This is a genomic window from Hoeflea sp., assembly GCF_984452065.1.
Map to the genome: position 1 here is coordinate 1 of NZ_CFHWAF010000021.1, position 11,933 is coordinate 11,933.

Here is an 11,933-nt window from a genome sequence, read left to right on the forward strand (position 1 = left end):
CGACCAGGAAACTGAAGCCGCGCAGACGCGGCCGATAACAAGGAAAATCAGCTAGAGCATAAACGAATGTTTGAGCAACGATTTCGACGCACCGGCACAAAAGAACTTGAAGTGTGCGAAAACCTGCTGCGTAAGCTTCCGCACCAGCAACAGGTTTATGCGACAAACAATGCTCGTCGGGTACGCCCGGGTCTCCAAAACAGACGATCAGGACCTTGGTCTGCAATTGCGTGCACTCAAAGCTGCCGGACGCAAGCGGATTGCGGAGGAACGGGCATCCGGAGGACGCTGGGACCGGCCCGAACTCCACCGGCTTCCTGGGACCTGGATGAAGGCGATGTCGTCGTGGTGTGGAAGCGCGATCGGCTGAAGCGCTCGCTCAAGGACATACTTCTCATACTCGACAAGATCGAAGCCGCCGGCGCTGGCTTCCGTTAACGGACATTTTGACAAATTCGGTCCAGACAGACATTGAACCTGGATATCTGAAATCTTGACTTAGCCATGTTAGCTAACTACATTCCCGTTATGCAATTCACCGTTCACAACGCCAAGAGCCAGCTCTCCAAGCTGATCGATGCCGCCCTGCAGGGCGAAGAGGTTGTTATCGCCAAAGGCGATAAGCCAGTGGTTCGCCTTGTCCCTGTGCCGCAGGGAAAATTCAAAATGGGCGTTTTGGCAGATCAAGTGAAAACCTGTCCGGACTTTTTCGAACCGATGAGCGAGGAAGAACTTGCTTCCTGGGAAGGTAGCTAGTTCTTGGATGCGCTGCTTGATACGCATGCCTGGGTCTGGAGCATGCTGGGCGAAGGCCGTCTGAGTTCGAATGCCGTCTCTGCGATAAACAAAGCCGACACCGTCAGGGTAAGCCCGATCAGCATCTTTGAAATCACCCAGAAGGTCCGTCTGGGCAAGTGGCCGGAAATGGAACCGCACGCCCCCACGCTTGCCGGCCAGATGGCGGCCCAGGGGGCGATTTCGGCGCCCTTTACCAATGAAGTCGCGTATTTTTCGGCTGCGTTGGACTGGGACCATCGCGATCCGTTCGATCGGATTTTGGCCGCAACGGCAATCCTGACCGGCACTCCCTTGATTTCCGCCGACGGACAGTTCGACACGCTGGATGATTCCCGGCTGCTGCGGCTCTGGTAGACCGTCCTGTTTGTTTCCGGCCGCGAAGGTCAGTCGCTCCCGATTGGCCGCACAAACGGCGACGGTTGTTGTTGCAACGTCAAAACGGACTCTCTCGTCGAGCAGAGCGTGGATTGATGGGCTATGGGACGCTGAGGACGAAATCTCAGCCTTTGAGGATCCCGGATCGGGATTTTTGGGGCTGTTTGTCGGATTGCCGGAGTTGGGGTTCTTCCTCACTTTGTGTGGTTAACAGAGTGTTAGCGCCGTCATTGCTATCTGCGGGAATGCAAACAAAATCGAACTGTTCGCCCGGCCCAGGTGTTAAAATTCTGGGTATCACCCTTCAAGATAAAGAGCATTGGGTTGTTTGCGCCGTCGCAAATCCAATTGGCATTTGCCCTGATTGCGGAACGCGAAGCCGGTACCGGCACGGCTGGCACAATCGCCGCCTGCAGGGCCTGCCTGTCCAGGGCCAAGTTGTGAACATCAAACGCGCGCTAAGCCGGTGGCAGTGTAAACACCGGCAATGCAGGCGACGCACTGAACGGATGGCTGAGATTGTGGGCATTGATGATTGGAGCTGGCGGCATTCCTCACGCTACGGCACGGTCATGGTCGGTCTCGAACGTCACTCGGTCGTCGATGTTCTGGACGAGCGCAGCCTGTATGCCCAGGCTGTCAGAGAAGGCGCTCCGCAGGCCCGACAGAAGGATGGACACCGCATCGCACGCCATCTGTTATGACATCAGGAAGCGTGGCTACACAGGCAGCCGTTGCAATCTGGAGCGCTTGTTGAAGGTGTGGCGCCATGCCGAAAAAGGGGCAGCAAGATGATATGTCCTTTGAAGAGCGCGCTCCGGAACCGGTTCGTGATCCCGATACCGGTCATGTGATCTCGCCGATGACGCCGCACATGTGAACCCCAATGGCGGCGCCATCGCGCTTGGCCACCCGTTGGGCGCCTCCGGTGCGCGGCTGGCCGGCCCGCTCAGAGCGAGGATTGGCTGGGCTGCCACAGGCTGCCATTGGGGGCCTGGCGCAGGCTCAGATTAAGCTCGAACTCGTACATGTCGGGGTGATAGAATGCCTTGATCCACTCCACCGCCGAGCCGCTCTCATCCCGCACGATACGCTTGATGCAGAGCAGCGGCGAGCCGATCGCCACCCCGAGATGATCGGCCACCGTGGTGTCGGCGGCGCGCGCATAGATCTTCTGATTGGCGCCGCCGATCTCGACCCCGGCCCGCTCGAACAGCCGCAACAGCGGCGTCTCGGCCATATCCTCGGCGGTGAAGGTGCGCCCGATATCCTCGCGCACATAGGTCTTTGCATAGGAAAAGGGGCGGCCCTTCAGCTTGCGCAGGCGCACGGCATATTGCCCCAGGGTGCCCTCCTCGACCCCCATGTCGCCCGCCACGTCGGCGGGGATGGCGACATAGGCGAAGGCCAGCACCTTGACGGTGGTGGTCACCCCCATGGTCAGCAGGTTCTCGACAAGCCCGCTCACATCGGCCTGCACCGGATTGGCCACACGCTGCGGCCGCGCGAAGGTGCCGCGGCCGCGTTGGCGCAGAATCAGCCCCTCGCGTGCCAGCCGCTCCAGCGTCTTACGCAGGGTGACCCGCGAGACCGAAAAGATCCGCGCCAGCTCCTTCTCGCTCGGCATCGGCTTGTCCGGATCGAAATGTCCGCTCTGAATCTGATCGTGCAGCACAACATAGATGCGGTGATACATCGGCGTCGGGTCATGCATCGCAACCGCCTTTCATGCTGAGGGTGTCCATGCTGCTGCGCAGGCGCTCATAGGGTCTTCCCCGGTCTTTGGCAAACAGTCTGGGTTTAGCAAAAAGTCAAGAAAAATCAAAAGGAGGGTACATTTCCAGTTTACAAAGGTATTAAAAGATCGTCAACTTTACATCTGGACATTTGCGCCGACAAAGGGAGTCTCATGGATTTCAACCTGACCGAAGAGCAGCGGATGTTCCGCGAGGCCGTGCGCGGCTGGGCCACGCGCCATCTGGCGGACAAAGCGCTGGAACGCGCGCAGAACCCGTCCTTTCCCTTCGACGTGGCCCGCGCCGCGAGCGAGGCGGGGCTGATGGGTATCACCATCCCCGAAGCCGATGGCGGGGTCGGCGGCAAGCTGATGGATGCGGTAATCGCGATCGAGCAGGTTGCCGCGGTCTGCCCGAAATCCGCCGATGTGATCCAGGCCGGCAGTTTCGGGGCGATCCGCACCTTCTCGGAATATGCCACCGCGGAGCAGAAAGAGCGCTATCTGACCCGGCTACTGAAGGGTGAGGCGGTGATCGGGCTGGGCATGACCGAGGCCGAGGCGGGATCGGCCGTCACCGATCTGCAAAGCTTCACGCGCCCCGATCCTTCGGGCGATGGCTGGCTGCTGAAGGGCGGCAAGGTCTTTACCAGCCATTCCGTCGAGGCGGATGTTTTCCTGATCTATTGCCGTTTCGGCGAGGGTGTTGGCCAGATCGGATCGGTCATTCTGGAACGCGGCGCCCCCGGCTTCACCATGGGCCAGAGCGCAACCTATCTGAACGGCGAGACCTGGTGTCCGCTGTTCTTCGACGACGTGCCGATTCCGCGGGAAAACCTCCTGCTGGGCCCGGGCGGTTTCAAGAAACAGATCGCCGGCTTCAATGCCGAGCGGCTCGGCAATTCGGCGCGGGCGCTGGCACTGGGGCGCTATGCGTTCGAGGTCGCCCGCGACTATGCCGCCGAGCGCAAGCAGTTCGGCCGCAGCCTGAACGATTTTCAGGGCCTGCAATGGAAATTCGCCGATATGTACGCCCAGCTCGAAGCCGCCCAGCTGCTTCTCTACCGTGCCGCGGTCAGCGCCGATCAGGGGCTGCCGGATGCCCAGCAGACAGCGGTGGCGAAGCTGATGTGCAACGAGGCGGGCTTCCGGGTGAGCAATGAAGCGATGCAGATCATGGGCGGGCTCGGTTATTGCCAGGAGACGCTGGTGGAATATTGCTTCCGCAAGACCCGTGGCTGGCAAATCGCCGGCGGCTCGCTTGAGATGATGCGCAACCGGATCGCGGAAGGGGTGTTCCAGACCCGCTTCTCGCAGCGCGGTCCCCGGGGCGACCGGAGGACCAACTGCCATGAAAAAGACCACCCGCCTGAAAACGCTGATACATGACACCGAGCTGCTGGTCATGCCCGGCGTGTTCGATCCCTTGTCTGCCAAGCTGGCGCAGGAGGCGGGTTTCGCCGCGGTGCAGGCCAGCGGGCTTGGCATCGCGGCCAGCCATCTGGGCATGCCCGATGTGAGCATCCTGTCGATGCGCGAGATGGCCGACCGGACCGCCGCGATGGCGCGCGCCGTCGCGCTTCCGCTGATGGCCGATGGCGATGCCGGGTTCGGCAATGCGGTGAACGTGTGGTTCACTCTGCGCGCCTTCGAGGAGGCCGGCGCCGCCGGCATCAATCTCGAAGATCAGGTCATGCCCAAGCGCTGCGGACATCTGGCGGGCAAGGAGGTCATTGCCTGCGCCGAGATGGAGGGCAAGATCGCCTGCGCGGTGGAGGCCCGCCAGGATCCGGACTTCGTCATCAACGCCCGCACCGATGCGCTGGCCGTCGAAGGGTCGCGGGCGGTGGTGGCGCGGGCGCGCCGCTATTTCGCCGCCGGCGCCGACATGGTTTTCGTCGACGGCGTGGACAGTCTGGACACCGTCCGGATGCTGGCCGGCAGCATTGGCGGGCCGCTCGCCGTGAACATGGTCGAGGGCGGCAAGACTCCCGAAGGGATGAGTTTCGCGCTGTTGCAGGAGGCCGGTGTCGCGCGGGTCAGCCTGCCGGTCAGCCTGTTGCTGGGCGCGATCAAGGGTATGCGCAACGCGCTCCGGCACATCCGCGCCCGGGGCGGCAGCGAACCGGATCCGGCGGTCTACGCCGATTTCACCGAAACGCACCGGCTGTTGGGCATGGACCATGTGTACGATCTGGAACGGCGCTTTCTCGACCCGGACCGGCTGGCCCGCAAGTACCAGACCGCGCAGTCCGGGGAGGCACGGACATGACCGGCAGCAGTAAGCCGGGATATCCGCTCGGGCTGGCCCAGGCCGAGGGCCGTAATGCCAGATTGCGCGCGGCGCTGTGCGGTCCCGACCTGCTGATGGCACCGGGCTGCTTCGATTGCCTGACCGCCCGGCTGGTGGCCGCGCAGGGCTTCTGCGCCGGCTACATCACCGGCTCGGGCGTGTCGATGAGCGCCCTGGGGGCGCCCGATATGGGGGTGATCTCCTATGGCGAGGTGATCGAGCGCGCCCGGCGCATCGCCGATTGCGTCGACCTGCCGATGATCTGCGATGTGGACACCGGCTATGGCGGCCCGGTCAACGTGATCCGCACGGTGCGCGAGATGGAACGCGCGGGCATCAGCGCCGTGCAGATCGAGGATCAGAGCTGGCCGAAGAAATGCGGCCATGAGCTGGGACGCAAGCTGGTTGACGCGACCGAGATGGAGGGTCGCATCAAGGCCGCGGTCGATGCCCGCGACGATGCGGATTTCATTGTCATCGCCCGCACCGACGCCCGCACGCTTCTGGGGCTGGACGCGGCACTCGACCGTGCCGCCGCCTATGCCGAGGCCGGGGCCGATGTGATCTTCGTGGAATCCCCCGAAAGCCAGGAGGAGATGCGCCGGATCAACGACCGGATCGCGCCCCCGACCCTGGCGAACATGGTCGAGGGCGGGCGCACGCCGATGCTGCCCGCCGCCACCTTGCAGGAACTGGGCTACCGGCTGGCGATCTATCCCAATTCCCTGACCCGGCTGATCGCGCACCAGGGCGCACGGATGCTGGAGGTGCTGCGGGAAACCGGCAGCACCGACGCGATGCGCGACGCCATGCTGAGCCACGGCGCGCTGTGGGATCTGTTCGACTACAGCGAATGGACGGCGCTCGAAAACCGCTTCACGGATCCCGGCTGACAACGCGACCGGCGCGGCAGGCATCAACGAGGACTAAGACCGGGCGATAACCAAGACCAACCCAAACAGTGAGGAGACCAAGATGAAACACCTATTGCACAAATTGAGAGGCGGCGCCGTCAGTTGCCTGGCCGTCGCGGCCCTGATCGGGCTGCCGGCGCTCGCCAGCGCCGAAACCCGGCAACTGTCCATCGGCGCCACCAGTCAGGCGTCATCGCTCTACGCCTATCACGTGGCCGTGGCGCAGTTGCTGAACACCGAGCTCGACGTCGTCAATGTCAGCGTCGTCGAAACCGGCGGCGGGCTCGACAATATGCGCCGGCTGAGCGAAGGGCAGGTCGACTGGGGCATGATGGCCGAGCCCGATCTCTTCGAATATCACAAGGGCCTCGGGCCGTTCGAAGGTCAGGCGAACCCGGATTTCCGCACCTTCTGGACAACAACGCCGCTGGCCTATTTCTTTGTCGTCGATGCCGAGAGCGACGTGACCTCAATCTCGGATCTTGACGGCCGGACCTTCAATGGCGGCGGCCGCGGGTCCGGCACCGAGCGGGCCTCGTTCGAGGGGCTTGGCGCCCTGGGGGTGGAGCCCGATTGGTTTCGCACCGGCATGAGCGACGCGATCACCGCCTTCCAGGACCGCCGCATCGTAGGCTTCACCAAGGCCGGCCCCCCGGCCTCGCCCGACAGCGCCATCCTGAACGCCCAGACCGCCCGCGATATCCGCATCCTGAACTGGACCGAGGAGGATATCGCCAAGGTGCAGGCCAGCTTCCCGCATTTCGATTTCATGCAGGTCGAGGACACCCCCTACGAAACCGGCCCGATGAATCTGCGGGTGGTCTTCATCACCATGGGCACCACCAAGGACATGCCCGAGGATCTGGCCTATGACATCTACAAGACGGTTGTCGAGAATGTCGACAAGGTCGCCGAATCCTACGGCGCGATCGCCGGGCTGGACATCGCCAAACAGACTCTGGAACGGGCCCAGACACCGCTGCATCCCGGTGTCGTGCGTTATCTGCGCGAGCAGGGCCACGAGGTGCCCGAGCGCCTGCTGCCACCCGAGATGATGTAACGCCACCCGGCCTCCGTGCCACCGCGCGGAGGCTGACCACCCGGGCCCCGGGCCATCCGATACCGCAGCGGGAGCGTCATGGCCGAGGCCACCGACATTCCACAGACAGATCAGCTCGCTGAGCCGGCCCCGCGCTCGCTGCGGTGGTACTGCATTTCCGCCATCGCCGTCGCGATGACCGGGTTCCATCTCTATACCGGGGCCTTCGGCGCCTTTCCCGATCTGATCCAACGCGCGCTGCATGTGGGCGGCACGCTGATGCTGGCCTTTCTGCTGTTCGGCATCCGTGGCCAAGACACCCGCTACGCGCGGTTGACCATCGTCGATACCCTTCTCGCCCTGCTGGCCGCCGCCGGCGCGCTTTATGTGGTGTTCAGCTACGAACGGGCGATGGGTTTCACCTTCCGGGCCAATGATGTCGATTTCGCGCTGGCCATCCTCACCACGCTGCTGGTGCTGGAAGGCTGCCGCCGGGTAATCGGCTGGACGATCCCGATCCTGGGCCTGCTGGGTCTCGGATATGCGCTGCTGGGTCCGGTCCTGCCCGATGCGATCGCCCATCGCGGCCTCGACCCGCGTCTGGCGGCCGAGGTGCTCTATCTGTCGAACCGGGGCCTCTTCGGCATGGTCACCGGCATTTCCGCCAATGTGATCGCGCTTTTTGTGATCTACGGCGTGTTCCTGCTGCGCACCGGCGGCGGACAGACCTTCATGGATATCGCCCTGAAGATCGGCGGCCGCACCACCGGGGGCGGCGCCAAGGTCACCACGATCTCAAGCGCCATGTTCGGCAGCGTCTCGGGTTCGGCGGCCGCGAATGTGGCGACAACCGGCGCCTTCACCATTCCGCTGATGAAACGGCTGGGATACCGGCCCTCCTTTGCGGCGGCGGTGGAATCGGTTGCCTCCACCGGCGGGCAGATCATGCCGCCGATCATGGGCGCCGGCGCCTTCATCATGGCCGAACTGCTGGGCGTCAGCTATGTGTCGATCATGGTGGCCGGGCTCATTCCCGCCCTGCTCTATTTCCTCGGCTGCCTGGCGGGCATCCACTTCGAAAGCCTGCGGCTGGGCTATCGCCCGGTCGACGCGGCACAGATGCCACAGCTTTCGCAGGTGCTGACCCTGCGAAAGGCCGGGCCAGTGCTGACCTCGCTTTTCGCGCTGATCGGACTGATGGTGAACGGCTATTCGCCGGCGCTCGCGGCCTTCACCGCCATCATGCTGCTGGTCGGGCTCTATCTGCTGGCCGCGGATTCGCGCGGTGATCTGGGCCGGCGTGTGAAGGGCCTGGGCGGCACGGTTGTCGAGGCCGGGATCGCGCTGGTGGCCATCGCAGTGCTGATCGCGGGCGCGCAGATCCTGCTGGCGATGATCTCCACCACCGGGCTCGGCGTCTCCTTCACCAATTCGATCATCTCGCTGGGACAGGACAGGCTGATGCTGTCGCTGGTGCTGGCGATGGTGGTGTCGATGCTGCTGGGCACCGGCCTGCCCACTGCGGCGGCCTATCTGCTGGCGGCAGCGGTGGTGGCCCCGGCGCTGGTGAACCTGGGCATCGAGCCAATCGGCGCACATATGTTCATCTTCTATTTCAGTATCATCGCCGGCCTCACCCCGCCGCTTTGCGCCACTGTCTTCATCGCCGCCACAATGGCCGAAACAAGCTGGCTGCGGGCCTCGATGCTGGCGATCCGGTTGTCGCTGGTGGCGTTCATCATCCCCTTCGTCTTTGTTTTCCATCCGCAATTGCTGATGTCGGACGCGCCTGCCTCGATCGCCTTTTACAGCGTCACTGCCTTTGTCGGCGTGGTCGTGATCGGTGCCGCGACGGCGGGCTATCTGAAAGGGCCGCTGAAACTGGCCGAACGCGCCCTGCTCGCCATCGCCGCCATCGCGCTGATCATGCCGGGCATCGCGCTGCCACTAACCGGCGCCGGCCTGCTCTGCGCGGTGGCGCTCTATCACCGGATGCGCCTGGCCAGGGCCGCTCCCGAACCACAAAGGACACCCCCCGATGCGCATCCATAACGGCAAAGTGATCCGCGAAACCCTGGACGAGATCCTCGATCCCAGCAGAACCGCGGTGATCGCCATCGACATCCAGAACGATTTCTTCGCCCCCGAGGGTGTCTTTGCCAAGGCCGGGCGCGACATGGAGCTGGCAAGCGCGCGCCTGCCCGCCATGGTCGAGCTGATCGGCGCGGCGCAGCGGATCGGGGTGATGACCGTGTTCGTGCGCCAGCTCACCCTGCCCGACAGCAAGGGCGACAGCCCCGCCTGGCTGCGGCTGAAACTGCGCGACGGCAAGAGCCCGGATTACACCCTGCCCGGCAGCTGGGGCGCCGCCTTCTGCGACGGGATCGCGCCGCGCCAGGGCGATCCGGTGATCGACAAGATGCGTCCGGACGCCTTTCACCGGACCGCGCTCGATCTGCTGCTGCAGGCCAATGACATCGACACCGTGGTGTGCCTGGGCGCCAATACCGAGGGCTGCGTGGAATCCACCGTGCGCAGCGCCGCGCATCACGATTACTACACCGTCGTCGCCGAAGATGCCGTGGCCAGCAGCAACGTGGCCTATCACGAAGCATCCCTGGCCCTGATGCGCAACCGGTTCGTCACCGCTCCGGCGGCGGATATCCTGAACGGTCTGGCCGGACCAGGCCGGGACTGACCCATGCAGCACACCGAACCATCCCACGCGCAAGGGCCGCTTGCCGGACTCACCATCCACGAATCCACCGCCTTCATCGCGGCGCCGCTGGCGACCATGAGCCTGGCACAACTGGGCGCCGAGGCGATCGGCTTCGACGCGCCCGAAGGCGGGCTGGACCACCGCCGCTGGCCGCTGGCCGACTCTGGCGCCAGCCTCTACTGGTCGATGCTGAACCGCGGCAAGGCCTCGGTGGCGCTCGACATGCGCCTGCCCGCCAACCGTGACCGCGCCGCCGAGGCGCGCGCTGGTCGAAATCATCGGGATCGCGGTCGAGATCGCCCGCATCGAAGCGGAGCGGAACCGCCCGCTCGCCGTTGCGCTACTCCAACCATGACGCCCTGCACCAGAAGGACACCCCATGACACAGATATTGAGCCCCGTCGCGGTTATCGGAACCGGCATCATGGGGCGTGGGATCCTTCAGGTGCTGGCGCAATCGGGGGCCGAGGTTCTGGCCTATGACGCCAATCCCGAGGCCGCCGCCGCCGCCCGCGACCAGGCCATTGCCATGATGGCCCGCATGGCCGGGAAGAAACGGTTGCCCGAGGCCATCGCCCAAAGCGCCCCGGACCGTATCCGCGTCGTCGAGCGGCTCGACGAGCTGAGCGCGTGCGAACTGGTGATCGAGGCGGTGGCCGAGGATCTCGGCGTCAAGCAGGATCTGTTTGCCCGGCTCGAAGACATGGTGGCGCCCGACTGCATTCTGGCCAGCAATACCTCCTCGCTCCTGATCTCCGCCATCGCGGCCAGATGCGCCCATCCCGGACGGGTTGCCGGGTTCCATTTCTTCAACCCGGTGCCGCTGATGAAGGTGGTCGAGGTGATCGCCGGCGAGCGCAGCGCCGAAGCGGTGCTGGAGACGCTCTGCGATCTGGCCGCGGCCTTCGGTCATCACCCGGTGCGCACGGCCGACACGCCCGGCTTCCTGATCAACCACGCCGCGCGCGGCCTGACCACCGAGGGGCTGCGCCTGCTACAGGAACGGATCGCCACCGCGCCGCAGATCGACCGTCTTCTGACCGAGGCCGCGGGTTTCCGCATGGGGCCGTTTTCGCTGCTCGATCTGACCGGGCTGGACGTGTCCTCGAAAGTGTTCGATCTGATCTATGACGGCTTCTACCAGGAGCCGCGCTTTCGCCCGCAGCCGATCCTGCAACGCCGGGTGGCGGCGGGGCTTTACGGCCGCAAATCAGGCCAGGGTTTCTACGATTACGACGAGACCGGCAACCCGGCACCGATCGCCGAGGCGGCGTTGCTGCCCGGCGATGGTGGCCCGCTGTGGCTGGGCGCCGTCGACGCACCCTGGCGCGAGTGCTTCGCACGGCTGTTTGCCGAGGCGGCTCTGGACGGTGGCGACAGCCCCGGCGCCGACAGCGCGATCCTGCTGGCGCCGATGGGCCGGGATTGCACGACCGAGGCCCTGGCGCTGGGGCTGGATCCATCCCGCTGCGTGGCAATTGATCCGCTGTTCGGCCATGGCGACGGCCAGCGGCTGACGGTGATGGCCGGCACCGCCACCGCATCCGAGATGCTGCTGCGGGTCGCCGGCTGGCTGCCCGGCAACCAGCGCTTCACAGTGATCGCCGACAGCCCCGGTTTCGTCTGCCAGCGCACCGTCGCGATGATCGTGAACATTGCCTGCGATCTGGCCCAGCAGGGCATCGCGAGCACCGCCGATATCGACATCGCGATCCCGCTGGGCCTGGGTTATCCCGCCGGGCCGCTCGCCTGGGGCGACACCCTCGGCGCGCTGCATGTTCTGCGTATCCTGGAACGTCTCGAAACATTCTACGGCGATCCGCGCTATCGCCCCAGTCCCTGGCTGAAACGCCGGGCACTGCTGGGCCTGTCGTTGCGAGCAGAGCCGCAATTCGCCCCACCGGCCTGACCCGCGCACCAGCCGGAGCGCTGGCGGCCAACAGGCGGCCAAGAAAACTGACAAAAGACCTTGCAAAAGTATTAAGTATAATTCAACCATACCAATGTTGCTCGCCAGGCCCGCCCCCGGGACGCGGCAGGCGGGACACAAAGGCGCATTT

The 11,933-nt window shown here is 64.5% G+C and carries 14 protein-coding genes and 2 pseudogenes; 14 read left to right on the forward strand and 2 right to left on the reverse strand.

The annotated features are described in order from the left end of the window. A partial coding sequence (locus tag AC5E6N_RS06065; protein ID WP_491747018.1) for a hypothetical protein occupies positions 1–226 on the reverse strand: 226 nt, incomplete at its 3' end. Between AC5E6N_RS06065 and AC5E6N_RS06070 the strand changes: the two genes are divergently transcribed. The 6 genes and pseudogenes from AC5E6N_RS06070 to AC5E6N_RS06095 form a co-directional block, all read left to right on the forward strand. After that, the gene (locus tag AC5E6N_RS06070) at positions 170–370 is read left to right on the forward strand and encodes a recombinase family protein (protein ID WP_491746978.1); all 201 of its coding nucleotides are present in this window, start codon (positions 170–172) and stop codon (positions 368–370) included. The genes AC5E6N_RS06065 and AC5E6N_RS06070 overlap by 57 nt on opposite strands. Beyond that, positions 349–438, forward strand: a complete 90-nt coding sequence (locus AC5E6N_RS06075; protein WP_491747015.1) for a hypothetical protein — start codon at positions 349–351, stop codon at positions 436–438. Before AC5E6N_RS06070 ends, AC5E6N_RS06075 begins: the two co-directional genes overlap by 22 nt. A 90-nt stretch (positions 439–528) precedes the next feature. Continuing rightward, on the forward strand, positions 529–756 hold the full coding sequence (locus tag AC5E6N_RS06080) for a type II toxin-antitoxin system Phd/YefM family antitoxin (RefSeq protein ID WP_491690054.1): 228 nt from the start codon (positions 529–531) through the stop codon (positions 754–756). Positions 757–759: 3 nt separating this feature from the next. Beyond that, a complete protein-coding gene (locus tag AC5E6N_RS06085; protein WP_491746979.1) occupies positions 760–1,152 on the forward strand; it encodes a type II toxin-antitoxin system VapC family toxin in 393 nt (130 codons plus the stop codon). Positions 1,153–1,418: 266 nt separating this feature from the next. Beyond that, positions 1,419–2,038, forward strand: a pseudogene (locus AC5E6N_RS06090) (transposase family protein); the annotation flags it as partial. Next, positions 2,032–2,118, forward strand: a pseudogene (locus AC5E6N_RS06095) (hypothetical protein); the annotation flags it as partial. The pseudogenes AC5E6N_RS06090 and AC5E6N_RS06095, both read left to right, overlap by 7 nt. A gap of 4 nt (positions 2,119–2,122) precedes the next feature. On the opposite strand, the gene AC5E6N_RS06100 reads toward AC5E6N_RS06095, so the two are convergent. Then, positions 2,123–2,887: a GntR family transcriptional regulator gene (locus tag AC5E6N_RS06100; RefSeq protein WP_491746980.1), complete on the reverse strand. Its 765-nt coding sequence runs from the start codon at positions 2,885–2,887 to the stop codon at positions 2,123–2,125. A gap of 195 nt (positions 2,888–3,082) precedes the next feature. On the opposite strand from AC5E6N_RS06100, the gene AC5E6N_RS06105 reads away from it, so the two are divergent. From AC5E6N_RS06105 to AC5E6N_RS06140, 8 genes are all read left to right on the forward strand, one after another. Next, positions 3,083–4,297, forward strand: a complete 1,215-nt coding sequence (locus tag AC5E6N_RS06105; RefSeq protein ID WP_491746981.1) for an acyl-CoA dehydrogenase family protein — start codon at positions 3,083–3,085, stop codon at positions 4,295–4,297. Further along, positions 4,260–5,180 (forward strand): isocitrate lyase/PEP mutase family protein, encoded by a 921-nt coding sequence (locus AC5E6N_RS06110; protein WP_491746982.1) that lies wholly within the window; start codon positions 4,260–4,262, stop codon positions 5,178–5,180. Before AC5E6N_RS06105 ends, AC5E6N_RS06110 begins: the two co-directional genes overlap by 38 nt. Next, positions 5,177–6,094, forward strand: coding sequence for an isocitrate lyase/PEP mutase family protein (locus tag AC5E6N_RS06115; protein ID WP_491746983.1), 918 nt, complete (start codon positions 5,177–5,179; stop codon positions 6,092–6,094). The genes AC5E6N_RS06110 and AC5E6N_RS06115 overlap by 4 nt, the downstream gene beginning before the upstream one ends. An 82-nt stretch (positions 6,095–6,176) precedes the next feature. After that, positions 6,177–7,175 carry a TAXI family TRAP transporter solute-binding subunit gene (locus tag AC5E6N_RS06120; RefSeq protein ID WP_491746984.1) on the forward strand — a complete coding sequence of 333 codons (999 nt, stop codon included), beginning with the start codon at positions 6,177–6,179 and terminating at the stop codon, positions 7,173–7,175. A 78-nt stretch (positions 7,176–7,253) separates the two neighbouring features. Further along, the gene (locus AC5E6N_RS06125; protein WP_491746985.1) at positions 7,254–9,206 is read left to right on the forward strand and encodes a TRAP transporter permease; all 1,953 of its coding nucleotides are present in this window, start codon (positions 7,254–7,256) and stop codon (positions 9,204–9,206) included. Then, positions 9,193–9,852, forward strand: coding sequence for a cysteine hydrolase family protein (locus tag AC5E6N_RS06130; RefSeq protein ID WP_491746986.1), 660 nt, complete (start codon positions 9,193–9,195; stop codon positions 9,850–9,852). Before AC5E6N_RS06125 ends, AC5E6N_RS06130 begins: the two co-directional genes overlap by 14 nt. A gap of 3 nt (positions 9,853–9,855) precedes the next feature. Beyond that, the gene (locus tag AC5E6N_RS06135) at positions 9,856–10,356 is read left to right on the forward strand and encodes a CoA transferase (protein WP_491746987.1); all 501 of its coding nucleotides are present in this window, start codon (positions 9,856–9,858) and stop codon (positions 10,354–10,356) included. Beyond that, on the forward strand, positions 10,253–11,782 hold the full coding sequence (locus tag AC5E6N_RS06140) for a 3-hydroxyacyl-CoA dehydrogenase (RefSeq protein WP_491746988.1): 1,530 nt from the start codon (positions 10,253–10,255) through the stop codon (positions 11,780–11,782). Before AC5E6N_RS06135 ends, AC5E6N_RS06140 begins: the two co-directional genes overlap by 104 nt. Positions 11,783–11,933 lie beyond the last annotated feature (151 nt).

Excerpts from the sequence above, each read along its gene's own strand:
- AC5E6N_RS06110 (WP_491746982.1), top strand. The coding sequence starts at position 4,260 with ATGAAAAAGACCACCCGCCTGAAAACGCTGATACATGACACCGAGCTG.
- AC5E6N_RS06100 (WP_491746980.1), bottom strand. The coding sequence starts at position 2,887 with ATGCATGACCCGACGCCGATGTATCACCGCATCTATGTTGTGCTGCAC.
- AC5E6N_RS06135 (WP_491746987.1), top strand. The coding sequence starts at position 9,856 with ATGCAGCACACCGAACCATCCCACGCGCAAGGGCCGCTTGCCGGACTC.
- AC5E6N_RS06115 (WP_491746983.1), top strand. The coding sequence starts at position 5,177 with ATGACCGGCAGCAGTAAGCCGGGATATCCGCTCGGGCTGGCCCAGGCC.
- AC5E6N_RS06130 (WP_491746986.1), top strand. The coding sequence starts at position 9,193 with ATGCGCATCCATAACGGCAAAGTGATCCGCGAAACCCTGGACGAGATC.
- AC5E6N_RS06070 (WP_491746978.1), top strand. The coding sequence starts at position 170 with ATGCTCGTCGGGTACGCCCGGGTCTCCAAAACAGACGATCAGGACCTT.
- AC5E6N_RS06140 (WP_491746988.1), top strand. The coding sequence starts at position 10,253 with ATGACACAGATATTGAGCCCCGTCGCGGTTATCGGAACCGGCATCATG.
- AC5E6N_RS06125 (WP_491746985.1), top strand. The coding sequence starts at position 7,254 with ATGGCCGAGGCCACCGACATTCCACAGACAGATCAGCTCGCTGAGCCG.
- AC5E6N_RS06105 (WP_491746981.1), top strand. The coding sequence starts at position 3,083 with ATGGATTTCAACCTGACCGAAGAGCAGCGGATGTTCCGCGAGGCCGTG.
- AC5E6N_RS06120 (WP_491746984.1), top strand. The coding sequence starts at position 6,177 with ATGAAACACCTATTGCACAAATTGAGAGGCGGCGCCGTCAGTTGCCTG.
- AC5E6N_RS06080 (WP_491690054.1), top strand. The coding sequence starts at position 529 with ATGCAATTCACCGTTCACAACGCCAAGAGCCAGCTCTCCAAGCTGATC.